This is a genomic window from Phenylobacterium sp. P4_E10, from assembly GCF_056401675.1.
In genome coordinates this window covers 166,427-188,873 of record NZ_JBFUIW010000002.1, presented here as the reverse complement: position 1 = coordinate 188,873, position 22,447 = coordinate 166,427, and the positions used below count along the sequence as shown (strand labels likewise).

The following is a 22,447-nucleotide window of genomic DNA, read 5'->3' as shown; positions in this document are numbered from 1 at the left end:
ACCCGCGCGCCGAATTTTCCGCTATGGAGGGGCATGGCCAAATCAACGCCCGACATCTCCGTTGTCGTCCCCGTCTTCGACGAGGAAGGCGCGGCGCCGGACCTCGCACGTGAAATCGCCGCCGCCTTCGCCGGCCGCGACTATGAGATGATCTTCGTCGACGACCGCAGTCGCGACGGCACCCGCGCGGCGCTCACCGCGCTGAAGGCCGAGATCCCACAGCTGCGCGTCCTCAGCCACACCAGCAATTCGGGCCAGAGCCGCTCGATCCGCACCGGCATCCTGGCCGCCCGCGGCGACGTCATCGTCACGCTCGATGGCGATGGCCAGAACGATCCGGCCGACGGCCCCAAGCTGGTCGACGCCCTCAACGCCGGATCGCAGAACCTGGTCCTGGTCGGCGGCGAGCGGGTCAAGCGCCAGGACAGCTCGGCCAAGAAGTTCGCGTCGAAATTCGGCAACGGTGTGCGCAAGAAGCTGCTCAAGGACACGGCCAACGACACCGGCTGCGGCCTCAAGGCCTTCCGGCGCGAGGCGTTCCTGCGGCTCCCGTATTTCGACCACATCCACCGCTATCTGCCGGCGTTGATGCTGCGCGAGGGCTACCAGGTCGACTTTCGGGCCGTGAACCATCGTCACCGTCAGACCGGACAGTCGAAGTATACCAACCTCGGCCGTCTGTGGGCTTCGCTCTCGGACCTGTTCGGCGTGATGTGGCTGCAGTCGCGTTCGCGGCTGCCCGGACGCGTCGAAGAGCTCTAGGCGCGCCTTGTCGCGCCTGGAAAAGCAGCGGAAGCTCCTGCTCGATCCGAGAGGGGGAGGGGTTTCTATGTTCGCCGCATTGCCGCTGCTGGCCCTGCCCGTGCTCGCCTACAACCTGCTCGCCTTGACGCTGGCCGGCGGCTTCCACTCGCAGGAAGCCACGATCCGCATGACCGAGCCGATGTTCGAGGTTGCGATGACGTCCGGCGCGCAGTGGCCGGTGACGCTTGGCGATCTGCTGTTGCTCGTCGGGCTGGTGGTGCTGTTCATCGAGCTGCTGAAATCGACCACCAGTCGGCGGACGGCGATCGTCAATCACGCCCTCTCGATGCTGCTGTTCGTCGCCTGCCTGGTGGAGTTCTTGCTCTCGCCGGCCTTCGCGACGTCCACCTTCTTCCTGCTCTCGACCATGGTCCTGCTGGACGTGCTGGCCGGGTTCATCGTCACCATTGTCTCGGCGCGCCGTGACGTCGATTTCGGCCAGGACGCGCTCTAGGTTAGCGCCGAGAAGATCAGGGTGACGACCGCAAGGTCGAACAGGCGGGTGGCGATGGCGAACATGAAAGCCCCGACGGCGATGGATTCACACCCCGTTGAGCAAGACTGGCGCCAGAGCTGATGGCCCTGTTCTTTGACCGGCAATGGTTCGAGGAAAAGCTGGCCGAGCGCGGGCTGAACGCCCGTATTCTGGCCGCCGCGGCCGGGTTGAGCGAGGCCGATATCGTCCTGGTCTTCAAGGACCAGCGGGAACTTTCGGCCGAGGAGGTAGGCATTTTCGCCGACCTGCTGGGCGTGCCGGCGGCAGAAATCGCCAACCGCGCGGGGGTGTCCACGCCGGTCCCCGGCCAGGATGGCCTGGCCGATCGGGTGCTGACCTTGGAAAAGCGTCTGGCCGCGCTGGAAGCCGAAGTGGCCCGGCTCAGGGCGCGCTAGACGTCGGTCTTGGCCGCGCCGCCCTTGGGCGAACGGCGGTCCGCCGAGCCCGAATACTCGATCTTGTTGTAGAGGCTGCGGGCGCTGTCGAGCGTTTCCTTGCCCCCGCGCAGCCCGCGTTTCTGCCCGTCCTGGCCGAGCATCTGCGCGGCGAACGCTGCTTCCGGCCGCGCGCCGTTGGCGGGCGCAGGCGGTGGCGCAGGCTCGTAGATCGCCGGCACGCTGCGGTCCGACGACTCCGCGCGGGCGGCGTCGTCGGAGCGCTTGACGCGTCGGGCCGGACTAGACCGGCGGATTGGGTCGATCGGCGACGTCATGACCTGAGAGCCTAGGCCCGGTTGGGTTAAGTTAGCGTTTGGCCAGCTTCTCGATTTGCGCCTGCATCTCGGCCATCTGCTTTTTCAGCGCGTTGAGCGTCTCATCGCCGCCAGCGGCGGCCTCGGGCGCCGGGGCCGGAGTAGGTTTGGCCGGCTCTTCCGGCCGCGGCGTATAGGCGAACGGCGAGAACATCTTCATCGCCCGGTCGAACATGGCCAGGTTCTGGCGGATCTGATCCTCGTAAGCCCCGCCCAGGCCGGCGCCGAGGCCAGAGCCTTGGCCGATGCTGGCGAACTGCGAACGCATGCGCTCCTGCTGCTCGGCGAAGGTCGCCAGCGACAGCTCGAGATAGCTGGGCAGGAAGGCCTGCATGGAGTTGCCGTAGAACCCGATCAACTGGCGCAGGAACTGGATCGGCAAGAGGTTCTGCCCCTCGCGGCTCTCTTCCTCGAAGATGATCTGGGTCAGGACGGTTCGCGTGATGTCCTCGTTGGTCTTCGCGTCATAGACGACGAAGTCCACGCCCTGCTTCACCATGTCGGACAGGTGCTCAAGCGTGACGTAGGAGGACGAGGCGGTGTTGTAGAGCCGCCGGTTCGCATACTTCTTGATGACGACGCGGCCGTCGTCGGATCCCTGGGTGTCTGCCATCCCGCAATCCTTTATCAGCCCGCCCCCCAAGGCGGATTCTCATTCTTGCACCGCAGTATCGCGGATGCGAGCGCGTTCGGAAAGTCGGGGTTCCGATGAGGCGAGTCGGTTTCGCCCCTTGCCCAAGCTCCGGCGTTTACCGATAGATTGAAACCCTTAAGAGCTTGAGGAGCCCCGCTATGACCGACGTCGTCATCGTCTCGGCCGTTCGCACCCCGGTCGGATCGTTCAACGGGGCCCTCGCCAGCCTCCCGGCCCACGACCTCGGCAAGGTCGCCATTCAGGCCGCGATCGAGCGCGCCGGGATCGCCGCCGCCGATGTCGGCGAGGTGATCATGGGTCAGGTGCTGCAGGCCGGCGCTGGGCAGGGCCCGGCCCGTCAGGCCGCGGTCAACGCCGGCATTCCGGTGGAAAGCCCAGCCTGGAGTCTCAACCAGCTTTGCGGTTCGGGCCTCCGCGCCGTGGCGTTGGGCGCTCAGCAAATCGCGGACGGCTCGGCGTCGGTGGTTGTGGCCGGCGGCCAGGAGAGCATGAGCCAGGCGCCGCACGCCCAGCAGCTCCGCAACGGTCAGAAGATGGGCGACCTCGCCCTGGTCGACACCATGATCAAGGACGGCCTCTGGGACGCCTTCCACGGCTACCACATGGGCCAGACCGCCGAGAACATCGCCGCCCGCTGGCAGATCACCCGCGAGGAGCAGGACAAGTTCGCCGTCGCCAGCCAGAACAAGGCCGAGGCCGCCCAGAAGGCCGGCAAGTTCGCCGGCGAGATCGCCCCTGTGACCATCAAGGGCCGCAAGGGCGACACGATCGTCGATCAGGACGAGTACATCCGCCACGGCGCGACACTGGAAAGCGTCTCGGGCCTGCGTCCGGCCTTCACCAAGGACGGCTCTGTCACGGCCGCCAACGCCTCGGGCCTCAATGACGGCGCAGCGGCCCTGGTGCTGATGAGCGCCGACGAGGCCGCCAAGCGGGGCCTGAAGCCGCTGGCGCGTATCGCATCCTGGGCCAATGCGGGGGTGGATCCGGAGATCATGGGCACCGGGCCGATCCCGGCCAGCCGCAAGGCGCTCGAAAAGGCGGGCTGGAGCGTCGGAGACCTGGATCTGGTCGAATCCAACGAGGCCTTTGCGGCTCAATCGATCTGCGTGGTCCGCGACCTCGGGCTCGACCCGGCCAAGGTCAACGTCAATGGCGGCGCGATCGCCATCGGCCACCCTATCGGCGCCTCCGGCGCACGCATTCTGACGACGCTCGTCCACGAAATGAAACGTTCGGGCGCCAAGAAGGGTCTGGCGACCCTATGCGTCGGTGGCGGCATGGGCGTGGCGATGTGCGTCGAGGCCGTCTGACGAACCGATAAGGAGCGTCGGGCCAACCGGCGTCGGAGGCGTAGCAAGGGAGGCGAGCCCGATGGGCAGAGTTGCGTTCGTGACTGGCGGGACCCGCGGCATTGGCCGTGCGATCGTTGAACGGCTGAAGAGCGACGGTTTCGAAGTCGCTGCGGGCTATTCCGGCAACGAGGAGGCGGCCAAGGCCTGCGCCTCCGAGCTGGGTGTGATGGTGGTGAAGGGCAATGTCGGCGTCTTCGACGACTGCGCTCGCGCAGTCGAGTCGGTGACCGCCGAGCTTGGGCCCATCGAGGTGCTGGTGAACAACGCCGGCATTACCCGCGACGGCGTCTTCCACAAAATGACGCCCGAGCAGTGGTCTGAAGTCATCCGGGTCAACATGGACAGTGTCTTCAACATGACCCGCCATGTCATCGAAGGTATGCGTGACCGCAGCTGGGGCCGCGTGATCAACATCTCCTCGATCAACGGCCAGAAGGGCCAGATGGGCCAGACCAACTACTCGGCCGCCAAGGCCGGGGTCATCGGCTTCACCAAGGCGCTGGCCCTGGAGAACGCCCGCAAGGGCGTCACCGTCAACTGCATTTGCCCCGGCTACATCGATACGGAGATGGTGCAGGCGGTGCCGGAAAACGTCCTCGCCGCGATCATCGGCCAGATCCCGGTCGGGCGGCTCGGCAAGGGCGAGGAGATCGCCGACATGGTGGCCTTCCTGGCCGGCGAACATGCGGGCTACGTCACCGGGTCGACATTGTCGCTGAACGGTGGCCAGTACATGGCCGGCTAAGCTTGGCGCGCGTCCAAAAAGCGCCCCACTCGAAGGGCATCTGCCTAGCTCGATGGTGAGCGAAAGACCGGCGTCAGCGTACCTGCCACTCTTCGTCGCGGCGCTCGCCGCGACGTTGAGCCTCGGCTATGCGCCCGATGCTTTCGCCGGTCCGCAGACACTTCGCGAAGGTCTGTTCGGCGACAAGCCGGCGACTGGCCGCAAGGTCAGCCCGCCGGTCGCTCGCTACGTCAGCGAGGACGGCGACGCCTTCGTCCTCGATCGCAGCCAGACCCGCGTCTACATGAAGTTCGAGGGGAGCTCGGAGATTTGGGCCCTGCGCCCCCATCCAGCGCCGCGTGGCGACGTGATTTACAAGAACGACCTGGGCGAACCGATGCTGAGGGCCACGCGGCTTGGCGGCCTCACCCTGTTCACCCAGGACCGTCCGGGCGGATCGCCTGCGGCCCTGACCGGCGCCGGCGGCGCCCTGCGGTTGACGCCGCTCAGCCCGCAGGTGCTGCTCGAGCGTTTGGCGCAGGCCAGCGCCCGCGCGACCCGTGCGGCGCGTCGGCTGATTCCCTTCGAGGCGGACGCCTCGCCGGCCTCCTCGGCCGTGGTGGCCGACGCGGCCAGCATCACGGCCGAGGCGGTGGTGCGGCTCTCACGTCGGCCCGACGGCAGGAATCTGTTGTCCAAGCTGAAAAAGGTGACGTTGGTCGAAGGCCGCAAACCCGCTGCGACGCTTGTCGGCGGCGAAATGCGCATCACCGTGGCGCCGGCCGACGGCCTAGCCGGGCGTCCCTCGTCCGACCGCATCATGCAGGCGACCGGCGCCCGCTGAGCCCCAAAAGAAAGGCCCGCCACGGAGGGCGGGCCTTGTGCGCAGGGCTGGGGGAGGGGGCTGAGCTTCAGCGCCGCGCAAGTTCGGTCGATTGCTTCTTGGCCGTCATGGTGTCGCGGGCGGTCAGATTGTCCTGAACTTCCTGACGAACGCTCTGCATGCAAGCCGACTGGGCCGGGAGGCCGCCTTGGTTGGCGGGAGCCGTGCAGAACTTCCGCGCCGCGACGGTGACCCGCTGGTCGAGGATCTGGGCGCCTTGCGCCGACGACGTGTCGATATCCGAAATCTTTACGACGACCGGGCCGGCGTGCGCGCTGGTGGCGAGGGCAAACGCGGGGACGGTCGCCAGGGCCAGGGTCGCGACGCCGGCAAGGGTGCTGCTGCTAAGCTTGAACATCTGAATTCTCCCAATTCGTCTGTGGGGCTTTGCGGGCCGCCGATGACTGGGAGATAGCGCTTCAAAATTCTCCAAGTCTTGTTAAAGCGGGGTAATGACGTTTATTTAAGAAAGTAACCGAAGCAATAACTATTCATTACAGAGAATTCATTCTGTAATTTCTGTAACGAATTGTCGCCGTGCCCGTCCCTGCGCCTTCGAGAAGATTGGACGCCGCCCTTGCAGCGTGACCACCCGACCCCTTAGGTTCACGGCAAATAAGGGGAGGGCGGCTTTCATGGCCTTCAAATTGAATGTGAACGGCAAGAACCTCTCGGCGGATGTCGAGGGCGATACGCCTCTGCTCTGGGTGCTTCGCGACACACTCGGCATCCTCGGACCCAAATACGGCTGCGGTGTCGCTCAGTGTGGCGCCTGCACCGTGCACGTCGATGGCGCGCCGGTGCGCTCCTGCTCGCTGCCAGTCGAGAGCATCGGCTCCGGCAAGATCGTCACAATCGAGGGGATCGGCGCAGCCGCCGTCGGTAAGAAAGTCCAGGCCGCCTGGACCGAGCTCGACGTCGCCCAGTGCGGCTACTGCCAGGCCGGCCAGATCATGTCGGCCACCGCCCTGCTGACCAGCAACGCCAAGCCGACCGACGCGGACATCGACGAGGCCATGGCCGGCAACATCTGTCGCTGCGCCACCTACACCCGCATCCGGGCGGCGATAAAGCTGGCCTCCGGCCAGAAGACGGAGGCTTAGGCCATGGCTGACGGATCGCTGCAGCCCTCGGCCTCGCGCCGCGAAGTCCTGGCCGGGGCCGGGCTGGTCATTCCCTTCGCCATGGCCTCGAAGGCGCAGGCGGCCGAGGGCGCGCCGGCTCCCGGCAAGCTCAACGCCTATGTGCGGGTCGCGCCCGACGGCGTGGTCACCATCGTCAACAAGAACCCCGAGATCGGCCAAGGCATCAAGACCATGCTGCCGATGCTGATCGCTGAGGAGCTGGACGTCGACTGGTCGGCCGTGCGCACCGAGCAGGCGGGCAACGACCCGGCCACTTTCGGCCGCCAGTTCGCCGGCGGCAGCATGGCCACGCCGCTGCACTGGGACGAGCTGCGCCGGGTCGGCGCCGCGGCCCGTGTGATGCTGGTGGTCGCCGCAGCTCAAGGCTGGGGCGTTCCGGCCTCCGAGTGCACGACGGCCTCGGGCGTGGTCCATCACAAGGGTTCGAACCGCAAGGCGACCTACGGCTCCCTGGTCGGCAAGGCGGCCAGCGCGCCGGTTCCCGATCTGAAGACCGTCCCGCTCAAGGACCCCAAGGACTACAAGATCATCGGCAAGCCGATGCGCCAGGTCGACACCGCCGCGATCGTCACCGGCAAGCCGCTGTTCGGCATCGATGTAGTGGTGCCCGGAATGCTCTATGCGACCTTCGAGAAGGCGCCGGTGTTCGGGGCCAAGGTGGCGAGCGCCGATCTCTCAGCCGCCAAGGGCGTGAAAGGCGTCCGCGACGCCTTCGTGGTCGAGGGCGGGACGTCGCTGGATGGCTTGTTGCCCGGCGTTGCGGTGGTCGCCGACAGCTGGTGGACCGCGCGCAAGGGCCGCGACAAGCTCAACATCAGCTGGGCCGACCATCCGACGTCCAAGCAGTCCGATGCCGCCTTCGCCACGGCGGCCCTCGCGGCCTCGAAGGCCGCACCGGGCAAGACCGAGCGCAACGACGGCGACGTGGCCGCGGCGCTGGCCGGAGCGGCCAAGACGGTGGAGGCCGCCTACGCTTACCCGTTCATCTCGCACGCCAACCTCGAACCGCAGAACTGCACCGCCCACTTCAAGGACGGCAAGGTCGAGATCTGGGCGCCGACCCAGAATCCGGAGCCGGGCCGCCAGCTGGTGGCCAAGACCCTGGGCGTCGCTCCCGACGACATCACCATCCACATGATCCGCTGCGGCGGGGGCTTCGGCCGCCGGCTGAGCAACGACTACATGGTAGAGGCGGCCTGGATCTCGAAGCAGGTCGGCGCGCCGGTGAAACTGCTGTGGACGCGTGAAGACGACATGCGCCACGACTTCTACCGTCCGGCCGGCTGGCACTTCCTCAAGGGCGGGGTGGATGCGGCGGGCGAGATCGTCGGCTGGCACAATCACTTCGTGACCCTCGGCGAGAATGGCACGCCCGCGCGCAGCGCCGGCATGTCGCCGACCGAGTTCCCGGCCCGCTTCCTTCCGAACTACCGCTACGACCTGTCGATGATCCCCTGCGGCGTGCCGACGGGGCCGCTGCGCGCGCCAGGTTCCAACGCCATCGCCTTCGTGGTGCAGTCGTTCATCGACGAACTCGCTCACGCCGCCGGCGCCGACCCGGTCGCCTTCCGCCTCAAGCTACTGGGCGATGCGCCGATGGTCGGCCAGGCGCCCTCCGGCTATGCCGCCGGCCGTATGGCCGCGGTGGTCAAGCTGGCGGCCGAGAAGTCGGGCTGGGGCCGTAAGCTGCCGAAAGGCTCGGGCCTGGGCATCGCCTTCCACTACAGCCACCTGGGCTACTTCGCCGAGGTGGTTGAGGTGGCGGTCGCTCCCGACGGCGCGATCAAGCTGGTGAAGGTCTGGGTCGCGGCCGATGTCGGCCGTCACGTGATCAATCCGTTCGGCGCCCTCAACCAGATCGAGGGCTCTGTGCTCGACGGCCTGTCTGGCGCGCTGCACCAGAAGATCAGCATCGAGAACGGCGCGACGGTCGAAAGCAACTTCAGCGACTACACGCTGATGCGTATCAACGAGGCGCCGCCGATCGAGACCCACTTCATCAAGTCGGACAATTCGCCGACCGGCCTTGGCGAACCAGCCCTTCCGCCGATCGTACCGGCGCTCTGCAATGCGATCTTTGCGGCCACCGGCAAGCGGATTCGTCAGCTGCCCATCGACACCGCCTTGCTGAAATCCTCGTGAGCGCACGCGGCATCAAATGAGCACCCTACGCGCGCCGACCAAGCGGTTTGAACAGCGAAAGAGCGCCATTGTCGGCTCGGCCGTCGAGGTGCTGAACCGCAAGGGCGTGCGGGGCATGACGCTGGCCGACGTCGCGACCCGGCTCGGCCTCGTGCCGACCGGGGTGATCTATTACTTCAAGAACAAGGAAGAGTTGGCGGCGGCCTGCTTCCTGGACGGCATCGAGCGCTTCAACCGGCTGGCCGCCGAGGCTGAGCACGGCGAGGGCGTCCGGGATCGCCTGAAGCTCTTCCTTGACGCCTACTTCGACTATCGCCGCCGCACCTTCCTGGGCGAGGCAGAGCCGATCGCCGCCTTCAACGATGTGCGGGCGCTGAACTATGCTCCGGTCAACACCGCCTATGTGGATATGTTCCGGCGCGTGCGAGGCCTGCTCGAAGGCCGCGAGACCCGCGATCTGCCGCGTCCGGCGCTTGGCGCGCGCACGCTGCTGCTGGTCTCCGAGATGTTCTGGGCGGTGGTCTGGCTGCACCGGCATGACCCCGAGGACTACGCGCGGGTCTCCCAGCGGGTGCTGTCGATCATGGCGGACGGCCTGGCGGCGCCCGGCGCGGTCTGGAATCCAGTGGCCTTGCCGGCCCTGATACCCGCCAACGGCGACGCCTCCGGGGAACTCTTCCTGCGCGCCGCCACCCAGCTCATCAATGAGGAAGGCTATGTCGGCGCGTCGGTCGAGAAGATCTCGGCGCGGCTGAACGTCACCAAGGGCGCCTTCTATCACCACAACGAGACCAAGGATGGACTGGTCGTCGCCTGTTTCGAGCGGACTTTCGATGTCATGCGCCGCGCCATCCGCCAGGCGGAGGAGGCCTCGGCCAGCGGCCTGCAGACCCTGACCAGCATCGCGGCGGCCTTGGTGGAGTACCAGATGGCGGGCAATGCGCCGCTGCTGCGCGCATCGGCCCTGACCTCGGCCCCTGAAGCCCTCCAGCCGAAGCTGATCGCCCAGTTCGACCGGATCTCCGATCGCTTCGCCTCGCTGATTTCCGACGGCGTCGCGGATGGCTCGGTGCGGCCGGTCGATGTCAATATCGGCGCCCAGATGCTGACCGCGATGATCAACGCCGCCGCCGAGTTGCACCACTGGGCGCCTGCGGTCACCCCGCAGACCGCCGCGGCCTACTACGTCCGACCGTTCTTCGAGGGGCTGCTCTCCAAGCAGGCGTAGACGGCCGCCGCTGCGCCCGGGCAAGGTAGGAAAAAGCCCGAGGGAACGCCGAGTGAAGAAGCTGCTGATCGCCAATCGCGGCGAGATCGCTATCCGCATCGCCCGCACCGCCGCGGAGATGGGCGTCGAGACCCTGGCGGTCTATTCCAGCGACGACGCGGCCTCGCTCCACATCCGCAAGGCCGATGCGGCCCACGCCCTGCAGCAGTCGGGTCCGGCAGCGTATCTCGATGCAGAGCAGCTTCTGCGGGTCGCCCGCGATCAGGGCTGCGATGCGATCCATCCCGGCTACGGCTTCTTGTCGGAGAGCGCAGCCTTTGCGCGGGGCTGCGCCGAGGCGGGGATCACTTTTGTCGGGCCGACTCCGGAGGCCCTGGTCGTGTTCGGAGACAAGATCAGGGCCCGGGCGCTGGCCGCTCAATGCGATGTCCCGACGCTGGCGGGGACCGCGGGCGCGACGACCCTGGCCGAGGCCAGGCTGTTCCTGGAGGGCTTGGGGCCGGGCGGCGCGATCATGGTCAAGGCGGTCGCCGGGGGCGGGGGGCGCGGCATGCGGCCGGTCCGGTCGGCGGGCGAACTGAGCGAGGCGTTCGAGCGCTGCGCCTCCGAGGCCCAGGCGGCGTTCGGCGACGGCTCGCTCTATGTGGAGGAGTTCCTGCCGCACGCCCGGCATGTCGAGGTGCAGATCGTCGGCGACGGCCAGGTGGTCTCCCACCTGTGGGACCGCGAATGCAGCCTGCAGCGCCAGCGCCAGAAGGTCATCGAGATCGCGCCGGCCGACGACCTGCCGCTGGAGACCCGCCAGCGGCTGTTCGAGGCCGCGGTCGCTCTGGGCCGGGCGGCGCACTACCGCAATCTCGGCACGGTCGAGTTCCTGGTCGACGGCGACCGGGCGGTGTTCATCGAGGCCAATCCGCGGCTGCAGGTGGAGCACACGGTGACCGAGGCGGTCACCGGACTCGATCTCGTCCGTATACAGATCGATGTCGCGCGCGGCCGCTCGCTGGCTGAGCTCGGCCTGACGCAGGCGCAGGTTCCCAGTCCACGCGGCGTGGCGATCCAGGCCCGGATCAATCTGGAGACCATGAGCCCTGACGGCTCGGCCAAGCCCTCTGGCGGCGTGCTGTCGGCCTACGAGCCGCCCTCGGGGCCCGGGGTGCGGGTCGACGGGTTCGGATACGCTGGCTACCGAACCGGCACACGTTTCGACTCGTTGCTGGCCAAGCTGATCGTCCAGGCCGGCGACCTGCCGACGGCGGCGGCCAAGACCCGCCGCGCCCTGGCCGAATTCAAGATCACCGGCGCGGCCACCAACATCGGCTTCCTGCAGAGCCTTCTGGCCCATCCGGGCGTCGTGTCGGGGGAGACCCATACCCGGTTCATCGAAGAGCGGATGGAGGAGCTGAGCCAGGCCGTCGATGCGCCGAAGCTCTACTTCGACGCCGTGGCCGCCGCGGCCCCCAAGCGGGCGGGCGCCCAAATCGACGCTTCCGATCCGTTGGCGGTCCTGCACCACGGCAAAGCCGAGACGGCGGCGGACGAAGCGGACGAGGGGGTCGAAGGGCCCGAGGGGACCAAGCCGGTCCGCGCGCCCCTGCAGGGCACGGTCATCGGACTGATGGTGCAGGTCGGCGACGAGGTGCGCGCCGGTCAGCCGCTGTTCGTGATGGAAGCCATGAAGATGGAGCACGTGGTTGTCGCCGAGCTCTCCGGGGTCGTGCGACTGGTGGCGGCCGGCGAGGGTGATACGGTCTTCGAGGAGCACGCCCTGGCCTTCATCGAACCTGCCGAGGTGGCCGGCGGCGCGCTCGACACCGAGGAGCAGGTCGACCTCGACCATATCCGGCCGGATCTGGCTGAAACGCTGGAGCGGCATCGCCTGACCCTGGACGAGGCGCGGCCAGAAGCGGTGGCGCGCCGCCGCAAGACTGGCCAGCGCACGACCCGCGAGAACATCGAGGACCTCTGCGACCCTGGCAGCTTCACCGAGTACGGCGCCCTGACTGTCGCCGCGCGCCGCCGTCGCAACACGCTCGACGAGTTGATCGCCCAGACCCCGGCCGACGGCATGGTCATGGGCCTGGGTGCGGTGAACGGCGAGCGGTTCGACGAGGAGCGCTCGCGGGTGGCGGTGATGGCCTACGACTACACCGTCCTGGCCGGCACCCAGGGCTCGCACAACCACGACAAGCTCGACCGGATGAGCGAGATCGCCGCACGCTGGCGCCTGCCGACCGTGTTCTTCACCGAGGGCGGCGGCGGCCGGCCGGGCGACACCGAAGGCGGCGGGTTCGTGCGCGGCTTTGAGTTCTGGGGCCGTCTCTCCGGCGCCGTGCCGCTGGTGGGGATCAATTCAGGCCGCTGTTTCGCCGGCAACGCCGCGATCCTCGGCTGCTGCGATGTCATCATCGCCACCAAGGATTCGTCGCTGGGCATGGGCGGGCCGGCCATGGTCGAAGGCGGCGGCCTCGGCGTCTTCCGTCCCGAAGAGATCGGCCCGCTGAAGGTCATGCAGGCCAACGGCACGATCGACGTCCTGGCCGAGGACGAGGCCGACGCCGTGCGCCTGGCCAAGCAGTATCTCTCCTACTTCCAGGGGACGCTGAAGGACTGGACCTGCGCAGACCAGCGGCTGCTGCGCCGCGCAATCCCGGAGAACCGCCTGCGGGTCTACGACATCCGCAAGGTGATCGAGCTGATCGCCGACGACGGCTCGGTACTGGAGCTGCGGCCGAAGTTCGGACTGGCGATGATCACCGCCTTCATCCGGATCGAGGGGCGTCCGGTCGGCGTGTTCGCCAACAATCCGCAGCACATTGGCGGCGCGATCGATTCCGACGCTTCCGACAAGGCCGCGCGCTTCATGCAGCTCTGCGAGGCGTTCGATATCCCGCTGCTGTCGCTCTCCGACACCCCCGGCAACATGGTCGGCCCGGAGGCGGAGAAGACGGGGCTGATCCGCCACTGCTCGCGCCTGTTCGTGATCGGCGCCAACCTCACCGTGCCGCTGTTCTCGGTGATCCTGCGCAAGAGCTACGGCCTGGGGGCCATCGCCATGACCGGCGGCTCCTACCAGGCCTCGATGTTCAGCGTGTCCTGGCCGACCGGCGAGTTTGGCGGCATGGGGCTGGAGGGCTCCGTAAAGCTGGGCTACCGCAACGAGCTCGCCGCCATCGAGGACCCTGCGGCGCGCAAGACCAGGTTCGACGAGATGGTTGCGGCCGCCTATGCGCGCGGCAAGGCGCTCTCCCAGGCCATGGGCCCGGCGCTTGACGACGTCATCGACCCGGCGGACACCCGGCGATGGGTGCTCGCGGGGCTCAAGTCGCTGCCGCCGCTGCCCGTCCGCACCGAGAAGAAACTGCGCTGGATCGACAGCTGGTGACGGTCTTTCCCGCCTGCGGGACGTAGGGTCGCGGGCCGCGCGGCTTGCGTCTGGTCAGGCGTTAAGCAAACTTGGCCGTGAGACCTCGCGACCTGGGCGCGGCGGACGGACCCGTCCTCTGCTCTGGCCGCAAGGGGCGGGGGAAGCTGATGGATCAGCTAGGTGCGCTGACGCCACGCGAGCGGCAATGCCTGATGGGGGTGGCGCGACACCTGCAGTCCAAGGAGATCGCGCGCGAACTCGGCCTCGAGGCCCGCACCGTCGACAAGCACATCGAGCGCGCGATCAAGAAACTGGGCGCTGCGAACCGCCGCGACGCCGCGCGGATGCTGGTCGGCGACATACGCAATGATCACGTAGGGGCGCCGCTCCCCCTCGCCGCCAATGTGAACGAGATGCTGTCCTCCCTCTCGAAAGGGGGTGTGCATGCAACATACGGCGACAGGACTACCACAATCGACCTGGGGCGACCTGGAGGCGATTTTCGACAGTCTGGCGGAGACCGCACAACAGAAGGAAACGGTGCATCACCTGCTGCAGGTGACGCGGGAGATGGGGCCATATCTCACCAAGCTCGATCTGCTGCGCGAGATTATCTGCATCGCGCTCGTCTTGTTGCCCGTCGACGCACAGCCGCCTCAGTGGAGATGGCTGGGGCAGGGACCCACGGCGCCGCTTGGCGAAGACTGCTGAGCGCAATGCTGTTCACTCTGGTCGCCGGAACATTGCTCATCGGTGGCTTGGCCATCGCCGTGCAGCTCGGGCACCTGATGCAGACGTTCGACACCTGGCTTACCGGCGCCTGAGCGGTCTCCGCCGCAAGCGCCTCACAACCCGACAACCCAAAACGTCCCATGCGTGCAGCGCGTGGAGGAAGGACTACTCATGCAACGTCGCGAACTGGCCCAGGCCATCGCCACCTCCCTGTTCGAAACCGAGGCCGCCCTGGATGCGGCGCTCGAACGAGCCGCCTTGCTGATCGCCCAGACCAGCGCCATGCGCCGCGAGCACAACTACTCCGCCGTGCTCGGCCATGAGGCGGTGGCGGCCCTGACCCGGACGATCGACGCGCTCGGCTCGGCGCGCGAGCATGCCATGACGGCGCACGCCGCGTTCGAAAAGGCCTCGCCCCAGCTGGGCGTGCGGCCGGCCACCCTGCACGGCACCGGCGCCGACAAGCCTGTGACCCAAGCCGATCTTGCGGCCACCGAGTTGCGCGTCGTTCCGACGGCCGCTTGACGGAGCGCGCGCCCCGCCGTCCATTGCGCGGCGGGGCGCGATGTTCGACACACCAATTCAGCTTATCGGCGGTCTCGCGACCGCCCTGGTCACCGTCTGGGTGCTCTGGAAGGGCGGCTTCCCCGAGCGGGCGACCGTTCTGGTCAGCCTGACGGCTTTCTTCGTCACGCCGCTGGTCCAGGCGATTGGCGGCCTGCGTCAGCCGCTCTGGGGCATCGCCGCCGTGGACGCCAGCGTGCTGGTCTTCGTCACCCTGATGCTCTGGCGCTATCCCCGACGCTGGTTGATAGGGGCCTGGGCCTGCGAGGCTCTGACCGTGCTCTGCCATGCGGCCAAGCTCGCCGACGCCACCCTCCTGGGGCGCGGCTACATGGCCAGCCTCTACGTGCTCTATTTCTGCTTCCTCGCCGCCCTGGCCTATGGCGCCTCCGAAGCTAGTGAGGCACGTAGGTACGCAGCACATCCTCGATGATCCGCTCGAGCTGGCCCAGCGTGTTGCAGGTCTTGGCCACGTGGCAGAACCGCTCGTAGCGATACATGACGCTGTCGCCCTGGGACCAGTAGCTCTCCGGTTCGGGGTTCAGCCAGATCACCGAGCGGGCGCGATTGTGGATCGTGGCCATCAGATCCAGCCGCGGATCGGCATAATTCGACCGCCCGTCGCCCAGGAAGATGACGGTGGTGTGCCGGTCCACATGGTCCAGATGGTTCTCGCAGAAGTCCTCCAGCGACTTGCCGTAGTCGGTCTGCTGGAAGCCGATCGTGCGCAGCACCTGGAAGATCGCGCTGTCGACGTGCTCGTCGTCGAGGATGTCGTTGACGCTGATCAGCCGCCCCGAGAAGGCGTAGGCCTCCATCCGATCGACCACCTCGTTGAGCGAATAGAGGAAGGTCAGCAGGAACTGGGCGGCGGCGGCCACCGACTTCGACACGTCGCAGATGCAGACGATCGACGGCTTGTCGACCTTCTCGGTCTTCCAGATGATCTCGAACGGCATGCCGCCGTAGGGCATCGACTTCCGCAGCGTGCGGCGGATGTCCATGTGGCCCTTGCGGGCCCGGTTGCGGCGGCGCGAGTAGCGGTCGGCCAGACGCTTGGCCATCTTCTTCACCAGCGCCTGCATCATCACCAGGTCGGCCGGATCGATGCCGCCGTCGGCGTTCAGCGCCTTGCGAGCCAGCATCTCCTCGCGGAGCATCTTGCCCGAGCCTGAGGCGTAGAGCTCGTGCTGGCGCTCCATGTAGCGCTGGGCTTCCTGCGCGAGACGGCGCTTGCCGGCCTCGAGCCGGTCGGCCGCATCGCCGCCGCCCTCGAGCTTGCGGGCCGCGGCGATGATCTGCTCGATCTCGGCCAGGCCCATTTCCTCGAGCAGGCGCCGGGTCAGGCGCGAGCGTTGGGTGGTCAGCCGAATCTGCGAGACCTGCGCCCGCTCGGCGGCTTCCTCCATGGCCTGAGCCAGACCCGAGGCGTCGCCCTCCATCAGCATGCGCGCGAGGTCCGATTGCTCGGCCCCCTCGGGCAGCCCTTCCATCGGGTCGCCTTCCCCCTGCGGCGGCGGCTCGAAGGTGAGCTCGTCGCGGCGGAAGAAGGTCTCGAAGGTGGCGTCGAAGCGGATCACCTCGTCGGAGGTCTTGGCCAGGGTCGCGCACAGCGCGTCCTTGAACAGTTCGCGATCCTCGAAGCCGACCTTGGCCACCGTCAGGTGAGCGTCGATCGCCTCTGCAGGCGAGACTTTGACGTCCGCGGCCCGCAGGGCCCGGAAGAAGTCCTCCAGAGCGCCCTGCATCGTCTTAGGCTGCCGGGCGGCGGAGCAGTTCGGAGATCTGCGGCTCCACCGCGGCGATGTCCGGCTCGAACTTCAGCAAGACGTTGAGGGTGTCGCGGACCACCTCGGGGTTCAGGCTGTCGGCGTTCAGCAGGATCAGGGCGCGGGCCCAGTCGACGGTCTCGGAGATCGACGGCGACTTGCGCAGGTCGAGCGTGCGCAGCGACTGCACGAAGGCGACCAGCGAGGCCGTCAGGGTGGCCTCGATGTTCGGCACGCGGCTGGCGACGATCTTCCGCTCGAGGTCGGCGTCGGGCAGCGGAATGTGCAGGTGCAGGCAGCGGCGCTTCAGCGCGTCGCCCAGATCGCGGATGTTGTTCGAGGTCAGGAAAACCAGCGGCGGGGTCTTGGCCTTGATGACGCCCAGTTCCGGGATCGAGACCTGGTAGGCCGAGAGCACTTCCAGCAGGAAGGCTTCGAACGCCTCGTCGGACTTGTCGATCTCGTCGATCAGCAGGACGCAGCCATCGTCTTCCCGCAGCGCCTTCATCAGCGGGCGCGGTTCCAGGAAGGGCTCGGAGAAGAACAGATCGCCGATGCCGTGCAGGCGATCCATCGCCGCATCCATGCTTTCGGCGTCGGAAAGGGCCGCGCCCATCCGGTCCTTGAGGATCTGGGTGTAGAGGAGCTGCTTGCCGTACTTCCACTCGTACAGCGCCTTGGACTCGTCGAGGCCCTCATAGCACTGCATGCGGATCAGCGGCTGACCCAGCAGGGCGGCGGTCGACAGCGCCAACTCGGTCTTGCCCACGCCGGCCGAGCCTTCGACCAGGATCGGCTTCTGCAGGTGGATGGCCATGTAGAGGGCGGTGGCGATGCGGCGCGAGGCGATGTAGCCGACGCTGGCCAGCCCTTCGATCAGAGCGTCCACGGAAGACAGGACGTCCGGCTGCGCGGCGTTATTCGCCGCGGGAGAAGAAACGGTCAAAGTCTCAAACTTTCAAAAGTCGCGCGTAATGGCGCCGCTAGTCTTCAATGGGCGCGAGTGTGCAGGGGGCGGCGGCCGCGTGCAAGCGCTGGTTCAAACGTGTGTTGGGATGCCGCTCGGGTGGCCGGGACAAGCCCGGCCATGGCGACCTTGGTTACACCCCGTACGGCCGATACGGCCCGGCGATCAGCTGCTCGAACACGCCCATGCCTTCGACCGGCGCCTCGCCCGGCAGGGTGAGGGTCACATGGCTCAGCGCCTGGATGTGGACGTTCTCCATCGAGGCCATGTCGACGGCGCCGAGGTCGATGTCCTCGCGTTCGACCACCAGGTCGCCCTTGTAGCCGCCGTGGCGCCAAGCCGGCGCGCCATAGCCAATGCCGCGCATCAGGAAGGTCAGGAACGGCTTGAAGCGGATGCTGGCCGATCCTTGCGCCAGGGGGATGCTCAGCGTTCCGGTGCTGGCGTGGCGGGTTCCGGCGATCAGCGAGACCTCGTCCATTGTCGCCGCCTCGGTTTCATAAAAGCCGTCATGGGCGGCGCCGTCCGGAGCGATGACCGCGCGGGTGTTCCAGGGGCGGCCGTCGGGGTCGGCGTTGACGTGGAAGAAGACGCTGCGGTCCGCGAAGTTCAGCGGCGTCCACTGCCAGAAGAAGCCGCCCATGGTCATCGGGACCGGGGGCTGAGGATCGGGCGCGCCGATCGGGCGGACGCCCCAGGAGCGGTCGCGGGTGCCGACGCTGCCGGCGGCCAGGCTCTTGCGGACGCCGTCGACCTCGATCCAGCCGGTGCAGCGCACGTTCTGGGTCAGCCGGGTGTAGTCCATGAAGGCGCGGGGCCCGATGCGCCGCGTGAAACGCGGCTCCTCGATCGGGAAACTGCGGCCCTCGAAGACGATCTCGGCGGCGAAGCCGTTGGACGGCTCCACCGTCACCTTCAGCTTCTGCAGCGGCTCGAGAACCTCGATGCGGATCGGGCCGCAGGCGAGGTCCAGCCGCTCCATGTTCATCACCTTGGAGGCGTGCAGGCAGTGCTCGACCCCGTCGCGGATCACCGAGAAGTGCGCATCGGCGATGTTGAGCTGCGGATAGACGCCGAAGGCGATGGCGAAGAACTCGGTCCCGTCGGGCTGATAGCCGTTGAAGAAGTAGCGATCGTAGAAATTCCGGTCGGTGCCGGCGTAGGCGATCGGCTCGGGCGTCTGGTGGATCGGAAAATCGTCGGCCTTGGTCAGCATGCTGGCGTCCTCCCAGACGTCTTGGACCGGAGCGTGATGCGGCCATCACGCTCCCAACTCCTTGTTGAGAGCCCTTTTCAACGCTCCAGGTGACTTCACCTAGAGCTAAAGGGCTCTGTGGCGATCTTGTCTTCGTCGATTGACGGTATTGCGACGACGCCTGTTGCGGCAGTATCAAGTGAACAAAGATAACAAGACAAGGGAGGCCGCTCTTTGCTGACGCCACGTAAGGTTACGTGGGGTGAACCAGCAGTGGGCGCCAAAGAGACATGAGCAGCAACACAGCGCGCATTCCGGACGAGCACGCCGCCAATCTGGTCGACCCTACCGCCTATGCGGACGGACGCATCCACGACACCTATAAGTGGCTGCGGGCGAACAACTCGTTTGGTCTGGCTGAGATCGAGGGCGTCGATCCGTTCTGGGTCGCCACCAAGCACGCCGACATTCTGGAGATCAGCCGCCAGAACGCGCTCTTCGCCAACGGCGTGCGATCGCCGACCCTGGTTGGCAAGGACGCCGACGCCCGCATCCGTCAGATGACCGGCGGCAGCCCGCACCTGCTGCGCACCCTGATCCACATGGATCAGCCGGACCACATGAAATACCGGGTCCTCACCCAGGCCTGGTTCCTGCCGCAGAACCTGCGCTCCATGGAGGAGCGCATCCGCAAGATCGCCCGCGCCACCGTCGACAAAATGGCCGCTCAAGGCGGCGAGGTCGACTTCGTCAACCAGGTGGCGCTGCACTACCCCCTGCACGTGATCATGGAGATCATGGGCGTGCCGGAGGAGGACGAAGGCCGGATGCTGATGCTCACCCAGGAGCTGTTCGGCGCCGCCGATCCGGAGCTGGGCCGCAAGCAGAAGCCGGAGAACGCCGAAGACCCCTCCAAGATCGACATGGGCGTCCTCACCGATTTCATCAACTATTTCACCCAGTTCTCGGAGAACAAGCGCGCCAATCCGACCGACGACCTGGGCACTCTGATCGCCAATTCGCAGATCGACGGCCAGCCGATCAGTCACTTCGAGGCGATGAGCTACTACATCATCGTCGCGACCGCGGGGCACGACACCACCTCGTCCTCCACCGCCGGCGCCATCTGGGGCCTGGCCGCCAATCCGGCCGAGTTCGCCAAGGTGAAGGCCGACCCATCGCTGGTCCCGGGCCTGGTGGACGAGAGCATCCGCTGGATCACCCCGGTGAAGACCTTCATGCGCACCGCCACCGAGGCGGCCGAGGTCGGGGGGCGCAAGCTCGCTCAGAATGACTGGCTGATGCTCTGCTACGCCTCGGGCAACCGCGACGAAGATGTCTTCGACGATCCCAACGCCTTCCGCGTCGACCGCAAGCCCAACAAGCACCTGGCGTTCGGGTACGGCGCCCATCTCTGCCTGGGTCAACACCTGGCCAAGATGGAGATGCGGATCCTTTGGGAAGAAATGCTGCCGCGGCTCGAGTCCCTGGAGCTGGCCGGCGTGCCGAAGCAGTCCCAGGCGGTGTTCGTGAACGGCCCCAAGACCCTGCCCATCCGCTTCAAGATGCACTGAGTCCGGGATGGCGTTGGAACCGCGGCTGGCGGCGTACATCGCGACGCGTATGCCGGCCGCGAGCAATATCGCGGTGCACGACCTGGGCCGGATCTCCGGGGGCGCTTCTCGCGAGACCTATCGCTTCCGGCTGACCTGGGACGAAGACGGGGCGGCGCGCGAGCGCAGGCTGATCCTGCGGCGCGATCCGCCGGCTTCGCTGATCGACACTGAGCGGCGGATCGAGTTCGAGGCCTATCGCGCCTTCGCCGGCAGCACGGTGCCGGTGCCGGAGATGCTGTGGCTGGAGGAGGCGAACGAGGCCCTCGACCACCCGTTCTTCATCGCCGAGGAGATCGCCGGCTTCCAGGCCTCGCCGCAGCTGCTGTTCGGGCCGCCCTACGTCGCGACGCGAGGCCGGCTGGGCGAGCGCAAGTGGACGATCCTCGGCGAGATCGCCAAGGCCGATCCGGAGGCGCTGGGCCTGACGCAGGTCATGCCGGCGGTGGCCGCCGAGGCCTGTTGGGATCGCGAGCTCAGCTACTGGGAGAAGGTGCTCGACGACGACCAGGCCGAGCCGCTGCCGATCATCCGCGCGGCGATCCGTTGGCTGCGGGCCAATCCGCCGCGTCCGGCGCAGAAGGTCGGCGTCGTGCACGGCGACTACCGGACCGGCAACTTCCTCTACGACCAGGCCGGCGGCATCCACGGCGTCCTCGACTGGGAGATGGCCCACCTCGGCGACCCGCTGGAGGACCTGGGCTGGAGCCTCAACCCGGTCTGGTCGTTCGGCCAGGGCCTGGCCGGCGGCCTGCTGCCGCGCGACCAAGCGATCGGCGTCTGGGAGCGGGCCAGCGGCCTCACGGCCGACCCCGCCGCCCTGCACTGGTGGGAGTTGTTCAACTGCGTGAAGGGCCAGGCGATCTGGATATCGTCGGCTAGAGCCTGGCTCGACGGCGGCAACCGCGAGCCGATCATGGTCTATCCGCCCTGGGCGCTTCAAAACGCCCAGGACCGCGCCGCCCTGCAAGTGATGGGACGCCTATGATCCCCCCCGTTCCGGCCGTGCTCGCCGAGATCGCCGGCCTTTGCGTGCGCAACGCCATGCCCGACGTGCACCCGGCCGACCGGGCCGGCGCGCTGGGGCTGTCGGCGGCGCTGCTGGGCATGGCCGCAGAGGCTTGGGACGGCATGGCGGCGCGACTGGTGGCGGAGAACCGGGCCATCCGCGTCCTGCTCGCGCGGGCGGGCGAGGTCGGCCTCGACTTTGCGGACCTGGCGTCAGGCGCCGACGACGACCTGAGGATCAGCGCTCTGAAGGCCGGCAACGACGCCCTGCGCGCCGCCCTGATCGAGCTGCAGACCGCTGCCGAGGCCAAGAGCGCCCGCGACCTGGAAGCGGCGATCTGGGCCGAACTGCTCGCCTCGACAGAGCGGCGCAAGGTCGCCTCCTCGCCGGTCTGATGTGCTCAGGACGTCGGCTGCGCCTCGGCGGCGATGAGCGCGTCGTCGATCTCGTCGGCCCGCAGGGCGGCGGGGCGCTGTAGGTGGCGCTCCACATAGGTCTCGAACGCCGGGCGCTTTTCGATCGTCCCGAAGTTCATCCCCCAGGACAGGTGGGAGGCGAGATAGAGGTCAGCGGCGGTAAAGCCGTCTCCCACGAGATAGGGGCGGTCCTTGACCGCTCCCTCGACGGCGCCCAGGACGTCCTCGGTGCAGCCGAAACCCAGCGACCTGCGTTGCTCGATCGTCGGTTCCAGGTTCACCATCTTGGCGGCCACGGCCTGCTCGATCGGGCCAGCTCCGAAGAACAGCCAGCGATAATAGGGACCGCGAAGCGGACTGTGCGCGGGCGGAGCCAGACCGGCTTGGGGGAAGGCGTCGGCGAGGTAGGCGCAGATGGCGGCGCATTCGGTGACGACCACCCCGTCATGGACGATGGCCGGCACTTTGCCCATGGGATTGATCGCGAGGTAGTCGGCCGCCTTCGCCTCTCCGGTCTCCCAGCGCAGGATTTTGGTCTCGTAGGGCTGACCGACCTCTTCGAGCATCCAGCGGATGATGCGGCCGCGCGACATGGGGTTGGTGTAGAAGACGAGGTCGGACATGGTCGGCTC

The 22,447-nt window shown here is 67.4% G+C and carries 23 protein-coding genes and 1 pseudogene; 17 read left to right on the top strand and 7 right to left on the bottom strand.

Translation table 11 applies throughout. The features are described from left to right. Positions 1–33: 33 nt before the first annotated feature. The 3 genes from AC1DQJ_RS03000 (at position 34) to AC1DQJ_RS02990 (ending at position 1,695) form a co-directional block, all read left to right on the top strand. The gene (locus tag AC1DQJ_RS03000; protein WP_477600114.1) at positions 34–762 is read left to right on the top strand and encodes a glycosyltransferase family 2 protein; all 729 of its coding nucleotides are present in this window, start codon (positions 34–36) and stop codon (positions 760–762) included. Between the two features lie 67 nt (positions 763–829). Further along, positions 830–1,258 (top strand): hypothetical protein, encoded by a 429-nt coding sequence (locus tag AC1DQJ_RS02995; protein WP_477600112.1) that lies wholly within the window; start codon positions 830–832, stop codon positions 1,256–1,258. Positions 1,259–1,380: 122 nt separating this feature from the next. Next, entirely contained in the window at positions 1,381–1,695 is a 315-nt protein-coding gene (locus AC1DQJ_RS02990; protein WP_477600110.1) for a DNA-binding protein, read from the top strand. Here AC1DQJ_RS02990 and AC1DQJ_RS02985 read toward each other — a convergent pair. Further along, positions 1,692–2,012: a hypothetical protein gene (locus tag AC1DQJ_RS02985; protein ID WP_477600108.1), complete on the bottom strand. Its 321-nt coding sequence runs from the start codon at positions 2,010–2,012 to the stop codon at positions 1,692–1,694. The genes AC1DQJ_RS02990 and AC1DQJ_RS02985 overlap by 4 nt on opposite strands. 31 nt (positions 2,013–2,043) lie before the next feature. Beyond that, positions 2,044–2,664: a polyhydroxyalkanoate synthesis repressor PhaR gene (phaR, locus tag AC1DQJ_RS02980; protein ID WP_477600106.1), complete on the bottom strand. Its 621-nt coding sequence runs from the start codon at positions 2,662–2,664 to the stop codon at positions 2,044–2,046. Between the two features lie 179 nt (positions 2,665–2,843). On the opposite strand from phaR, the gene AC1DQJ_RS02975 reads away from it, so the two are divergent. The 3 genes from AC1DQJ_RS02975 (at position 2,844) to AC1DQJ_RS02965 (ending at position 5,629) form a co-directional block, all read left to right on the top strand. Beyond that, on the top strand, positions 2,844–4,019 hold the full coding sequence (locus AC1DQJ_RS02975) for an acetyl-CoA C-acetyltransferase (protein ID WP_477600104.1): 1,176 nt from the start codon (positions 2,844–2,846) through the stop codon (positions 4,017–4,019). A 61-nt stretch (positions 4,020–4,080) separates the two neighbouring features. Beyond that, on the top strand, positions 4,081–4,806 hold the full coding sequence (gene phbB / locus AC1DQJ_RS02970; RefSeq protein WP_477600102.1) for an acetoacetyl-CoA reductase: 726 nt from the start codon (positions 4,081–4,083) through the stop codon (positions 4,804–4,806). Between the two features lie 52 nt (positions 4,807–4,858). Then, positions 4,859–5,629 carry a DUF4908 domain-containing protein gene (locus AC1DQJ_RS02965; RefSeq protein ID WP_477600100.1) on the top strand — a complete coding sequence of 257 codons (771 nt, stop codon included), beginning with the start codon at positions 4,859–4,861 and terminating at the stop codon, positions 5,627–5,629. Positions 5,630–5,696: 67 nt separating this feature from the next. On the opposite strand, the gene AC1DQJ_RS02960 is transcribed toward AC1DQJ_RS02965, so the two are convergent. After that, the gene (locus AC1DQJ_RS02960; RefSeq protein ID WP_477600099.1) at positions 5,697–6,026 is read right to left on the bottom strand and encodes a UrcA family protein; all 330 of its coding nucleotides are present in this window, start codon (positions 6,024–6,026) and stop codon (positions 5,697–5,699) included. Positions 6,027–6,303: 277 nt separating this feature from the next. Between AC1DQJ_RS02960 and AC1DQJ_RS02955 the strand changes: the two genes are divergently transcribed. From AC1DQJ_RS02955 to AC1DQJ_RS02920, 8 genes and pseudogenes are all read left to right on the top strand, one after another. Further along, complete coding sequence (locus AC1DQJ_RS02955) at positions 6,304–6,771, top strand: (2Fe-2S)-binding protein (RefSeq protein WP_477600097.1); 468 nt, start codon at positions 6,304–6,306, stop codon at positions 6,769–6,771. A 3-nt stretch (positions 6,772–6,774) separates the two neighbouring features. Next, positions 6,775–8,955: a xanthine dehydrogenase family protein molybdopterin-binding subunit gene (locus AC1DQJ_RS02950; RefSeq protein WP_477600095.1), complete on the top strand. Its 2,181-nt coding sequence runs from the start codon at positions 6,775–6,777 to the stop codon at positions 8,953–8,955. Positions 8,956–8,971: 16 nt separating this feature from the next. Continuing rightward, complete coding sequence (locus tag AC1DQJ_RS02945; RefSeq protein WP_477600093.1) at positions 8,972–10,183, top strand: TetR family transcriptional regulator; 1,212 nt, start codon at positions 8,972–8,974, stop codon at positions 10,181–10,183. 52 nt (positions 10,184–10,235) lie between these two features. Continuing rightward, a complete protein-coding gene (locus AC1DQJ_RS02940) occupies positions 10,236–13,568 on the top strand; it encodes a carboxyl transferase domain-containing protein (protein ID WP_477600091.1) in 3,333 nt (1,110 codons plus the stop codon). Positions 13,569–13,717: 149 nt separating this feature from the next. Continuing rightward, positions 13,718–13,837: pseudogene (locus AC1DQJ_RS02935) on the top strand (LuxR C-terminal-related transcriptional regulator); the annotation flags it as partial. Between the two features lie 157 nt (positions 13,838–13,994). Beyond that, a complete protein-coding gene (locus AC1DQJ_RS02930) occupies positions 13,995–14,261 on the top strand; it encodes a hypothetical protein (protein ID WP_477600089.1) in 267 nt (88 codons plus the stop codon). A 192-nt stretch (positions 14,262–14,453) separates the two neighbouring features. Beyond that, positions 14,454–14,807 carry a hypothetical protein gene (locus AC1DQJ_RS02925; protein WP_477600087.1) on the top strand — a complete coding sequence of 118 codons (354 nt, stop codon included), beginning with the start codon at positions 14,454–14,456 and terminating at the stop codon, positions 14,805–14,807. 40 nt (positions 14,808–14,847) lie between these two features. After that, positions 14,848–15,279, top strand: a complete 432-nt coding sequence (locus tag AC1DQJ_RS02920) for a hypothetical protein (RefSeq protein WP_477600085.1) — start codon at positions 14,848–14,850, stop codon at positions 15,277–15,279. Here the strand turns inward: AC1DQJ_RS02920 and AC1DQJ_RS02915 are convergent. From AC1DQJ_RS02915 to AC1DQJ_RS02905, 3 genes are all read right to left on the bottom strand, one after another. After that, entirely contained in the window at positions 15,242–16,594 is a 1,353-nt protein-coding gene (locus AC1DQJ_RS02915) for a VWA domain-containing protein (RefSeq protein WP_477600083.1), read from the bottom strand. The two genes, AC1DQJ_RS02920 and AC1DQJ_RS02915, sit on opposite strands and share 38 nt — an antisense overlap. A gap of 4 nt (positions 16,595–16,598) precedes the next feature. After that, a complete protein-coding gene (locus AC1DQJ_RS02910; protein ID WP_477600081.1) occupies positions 16,599–17,504 on the bottom strand; it encodes an AAA family ATPase in 906 nt (301 codons plus the stop codon). A 211-nt stretch (positions 17,505–17,715) separates the two neighbouring features. After that, on the bottom strand, positions 17,716–18,798 hold the full coding sequence (locus AC1DQJ_RS02905) for an Rv3169 family protein (protein WP_477600079.1): 1,083 nt from the start codon (positions 18,796–18,798) through the stop codon (positions 17,716–17,718). Between the two features lie 269 nt (positions 18,799–19,067). Between AC1DQJ_RS02905 and AC1DQJ_RS02900 the strand changes: the two genes are divergently transcribed. Genes AC1DQJ_RS02900 through AC1DQJ_RS02890 form a run of 3 tightly spaced genes read left to right on the top strand, consistent with a single transcriptional unit; the run spans position 19,068 to position 21,794 of the window. Further along, positions 19,068–20,351: a cytochrome P450 gene (locus AC1DQJ_RS02900; RefSeq protein ID WP_477600078.1), complete on the top strand. Its 1,284-nt coding sequence runs from the start codon at positions 19,068–19,070 to the stop codon at positions 20,349–20,351. A 7-nt stretch (positions 20,352–20,358) separates the two neighbouring features. Next, the gene (locus AC1DQJ_RS02895; protein ID WP_477600077.1) at positions 20,359–21,378 is read left to right on the top strand and encodes a phosphotransferase family protein; all 1,020 of its coding nucleotides are present in this window, start codon (positions 20,359–20,361) and stop codon (positions 21,376–21,378) included. After that, entirely contained in the window at positions 21,375–21,794 is a 420-nt protein-coding gene (locus AC1DQJ_RS02890) for a hypothetical protein (protein WP_477600076.1), read from the top strand. The genes AC1DQJ_RS02895 and AC1DQJ_RS02890 overlap by 4 nt, the downstream gene beginning before the upstream one ends. A 5-nt stretch (positions 21,795–21,799) precedes the next feature. On the opposite strand, the gene AC1DQJ_RS02885 is transcribed toward AC1DQJ_RS02890, so the two are convergent. Next, a complete protein-coding gene (locus AC1DQJ_RS02885; protein WP_477600074.1) occupies positions 21,800–22,438 on the bottom strand; it encodes a glutathione S-transferase family protein in 639 nt (212 codons plus the stop codon). Between the last annotated feature and the right edge of the window lie 9 nt (positions 22,439–22,447).

Coding starts and splice junctions, on each gene's coding strand:
- AC1DQJ_RS03000 (WP_477600114.1), top strand. CDS start 34: ATGGCCAAATCAACGCCCGACATCTCCGTTGTCGTCCCCGTCTTCGAC.
- AC1DQJ_RS02995 (WP_477600112.1), top strand. CDS start 830: ATGTTCGCCGCATTGCCGCTGCTGGCCCTGCCCGTGCTCGCCTACAAC.
- AC1DQJ_RS02990 (WP_477600110.1), top strand. CDS start 1,381: ATGGCCCTGTTCTTTGACCGGCAATGGTTCGAGGAAAAGCTGGCCGAG.
- AC1DQJ_RS02985 (WP_477600108.1), bottom strand. CDS start 2,012: ATGACGTCGCCGATCGACCCAATCCGCCGGTCTAGTCCGGCCCGACGC.
- phaR (WP_477600106.1), bottom strand. CDS start 2,664: ATGGCAGACACCCAGGGATCCGACGACGGCCGCGTCGTCATCAAGAAG.
- AC1DQJ_RS02975 (WP_477600104.1), top strand. CDS start 2,844: ATGACCGACGTCGTCATCGTCTCGGCCGTTCGCACCCCGGTCGGATCG.
- phbB (WP_477600102.1), top strand. CDS start 4,081: ATGGGCAGAGTTGCGTTCGTGACTGGCGGGACCCGCGGCATTGGCCGT.
- AC1DQJ_RS02965 (WP_477600100.1), top strand. CDS start 4,859: ATGGTGAGCGAAAGACCGGCGTCAGCGTACCTGCCACTCTTCGTCGCG.
- AC1DQJ_RS02960 (WP_477600099.1), bottom strand. CDS start 6,026: ATGTTCAAGCTTAGCAGCAGCACCCTTGCCGGCGTCGCGACCCTGGCC.
- AC1DQJ_RS02955 (WP_477600097.1), top strand. CDS start 6,304: ATGGCCTTCAAATTGAATGTGAACGGCAAGAACCTCTCGGCGGATGTC.
- AC1DQJ_RS02950 (WP_477600095.1), top strand. CDS start 6,775: ATGGCTGACGGATCGCTGCAGCCCTCGGCCTCGCGCCGCGAAGTCCTG.
- AC1DQJ_RS02945 (WP_477600093.1), top strand. CDS start 8,972: ATGAGCACCCTACGCGCGCCGACCAAGCGGTTTGAACAGCGAAAGAGC.
- AC1DQJ_RS02930 (WP_477600089.1), top strand. CDS start 13,995: ATGCAACATACGGCGACAGGACTACCACAATCGACCTGGGGCGACCTG.
- AC1DQJ_RS02925 (WP_477600087.1), top strand. CDS start 14,454: ATGCAACGTCGCGAACTGGCCCAGGCCATCGCCACCTCCCTGTTCGAA.
- AC1DQJ_RS02920 (WP_477600085.1), top strand. CDS start 14,848: ATGTTCGACACACCAATTCAGCTTATCGGCGGTCTCGCGACCGCCCTG.
- AC1DQJ_RS02915 (WP_477600083.1), bottom strand. CDS start 16,594: ATGCAGGGCGCTCTGGAGGACTTCTTCCGGGCCCTGCGGGCCGCGGAC.
- AC1DQJ_RS02905 (WP_477600079.1), bottom strand. CDS start 18,798: ATGCTGACCAAGGCCGACGATTTTCCGATCCACCAGACGCCCGAGCCG.
- AC1DQJ_RS02900 (WP_477600078.1), top strand. CDS start 19,068: ATGAGCAGCAACACAGCGCGCATTCCGGACGAGCACGCCGCCAATCTG.
- AC1DQJ_RS02895 (WP_477600077.1), top strand. CDS start 20,359: ATGGCGTTGGAACCGCGGCTGGCGGCGTACATCGCGACGCGTATGCCG.
- AC1DQJ_RS02890 (WP_477600076.1), top strand. CDS start 21,375: ATGATCCCCCCCGTTCCGGCCGTGCTCGCCGAGATCGCCGGCCTTTGC.
- AC1DQJ_RS02885 (WP_477600074.1), bottom strand. CDS start 22,438: ATGTCCGACCTCGTCTTCTACACCAACCCCATGTCGCGCGGCCGCATC.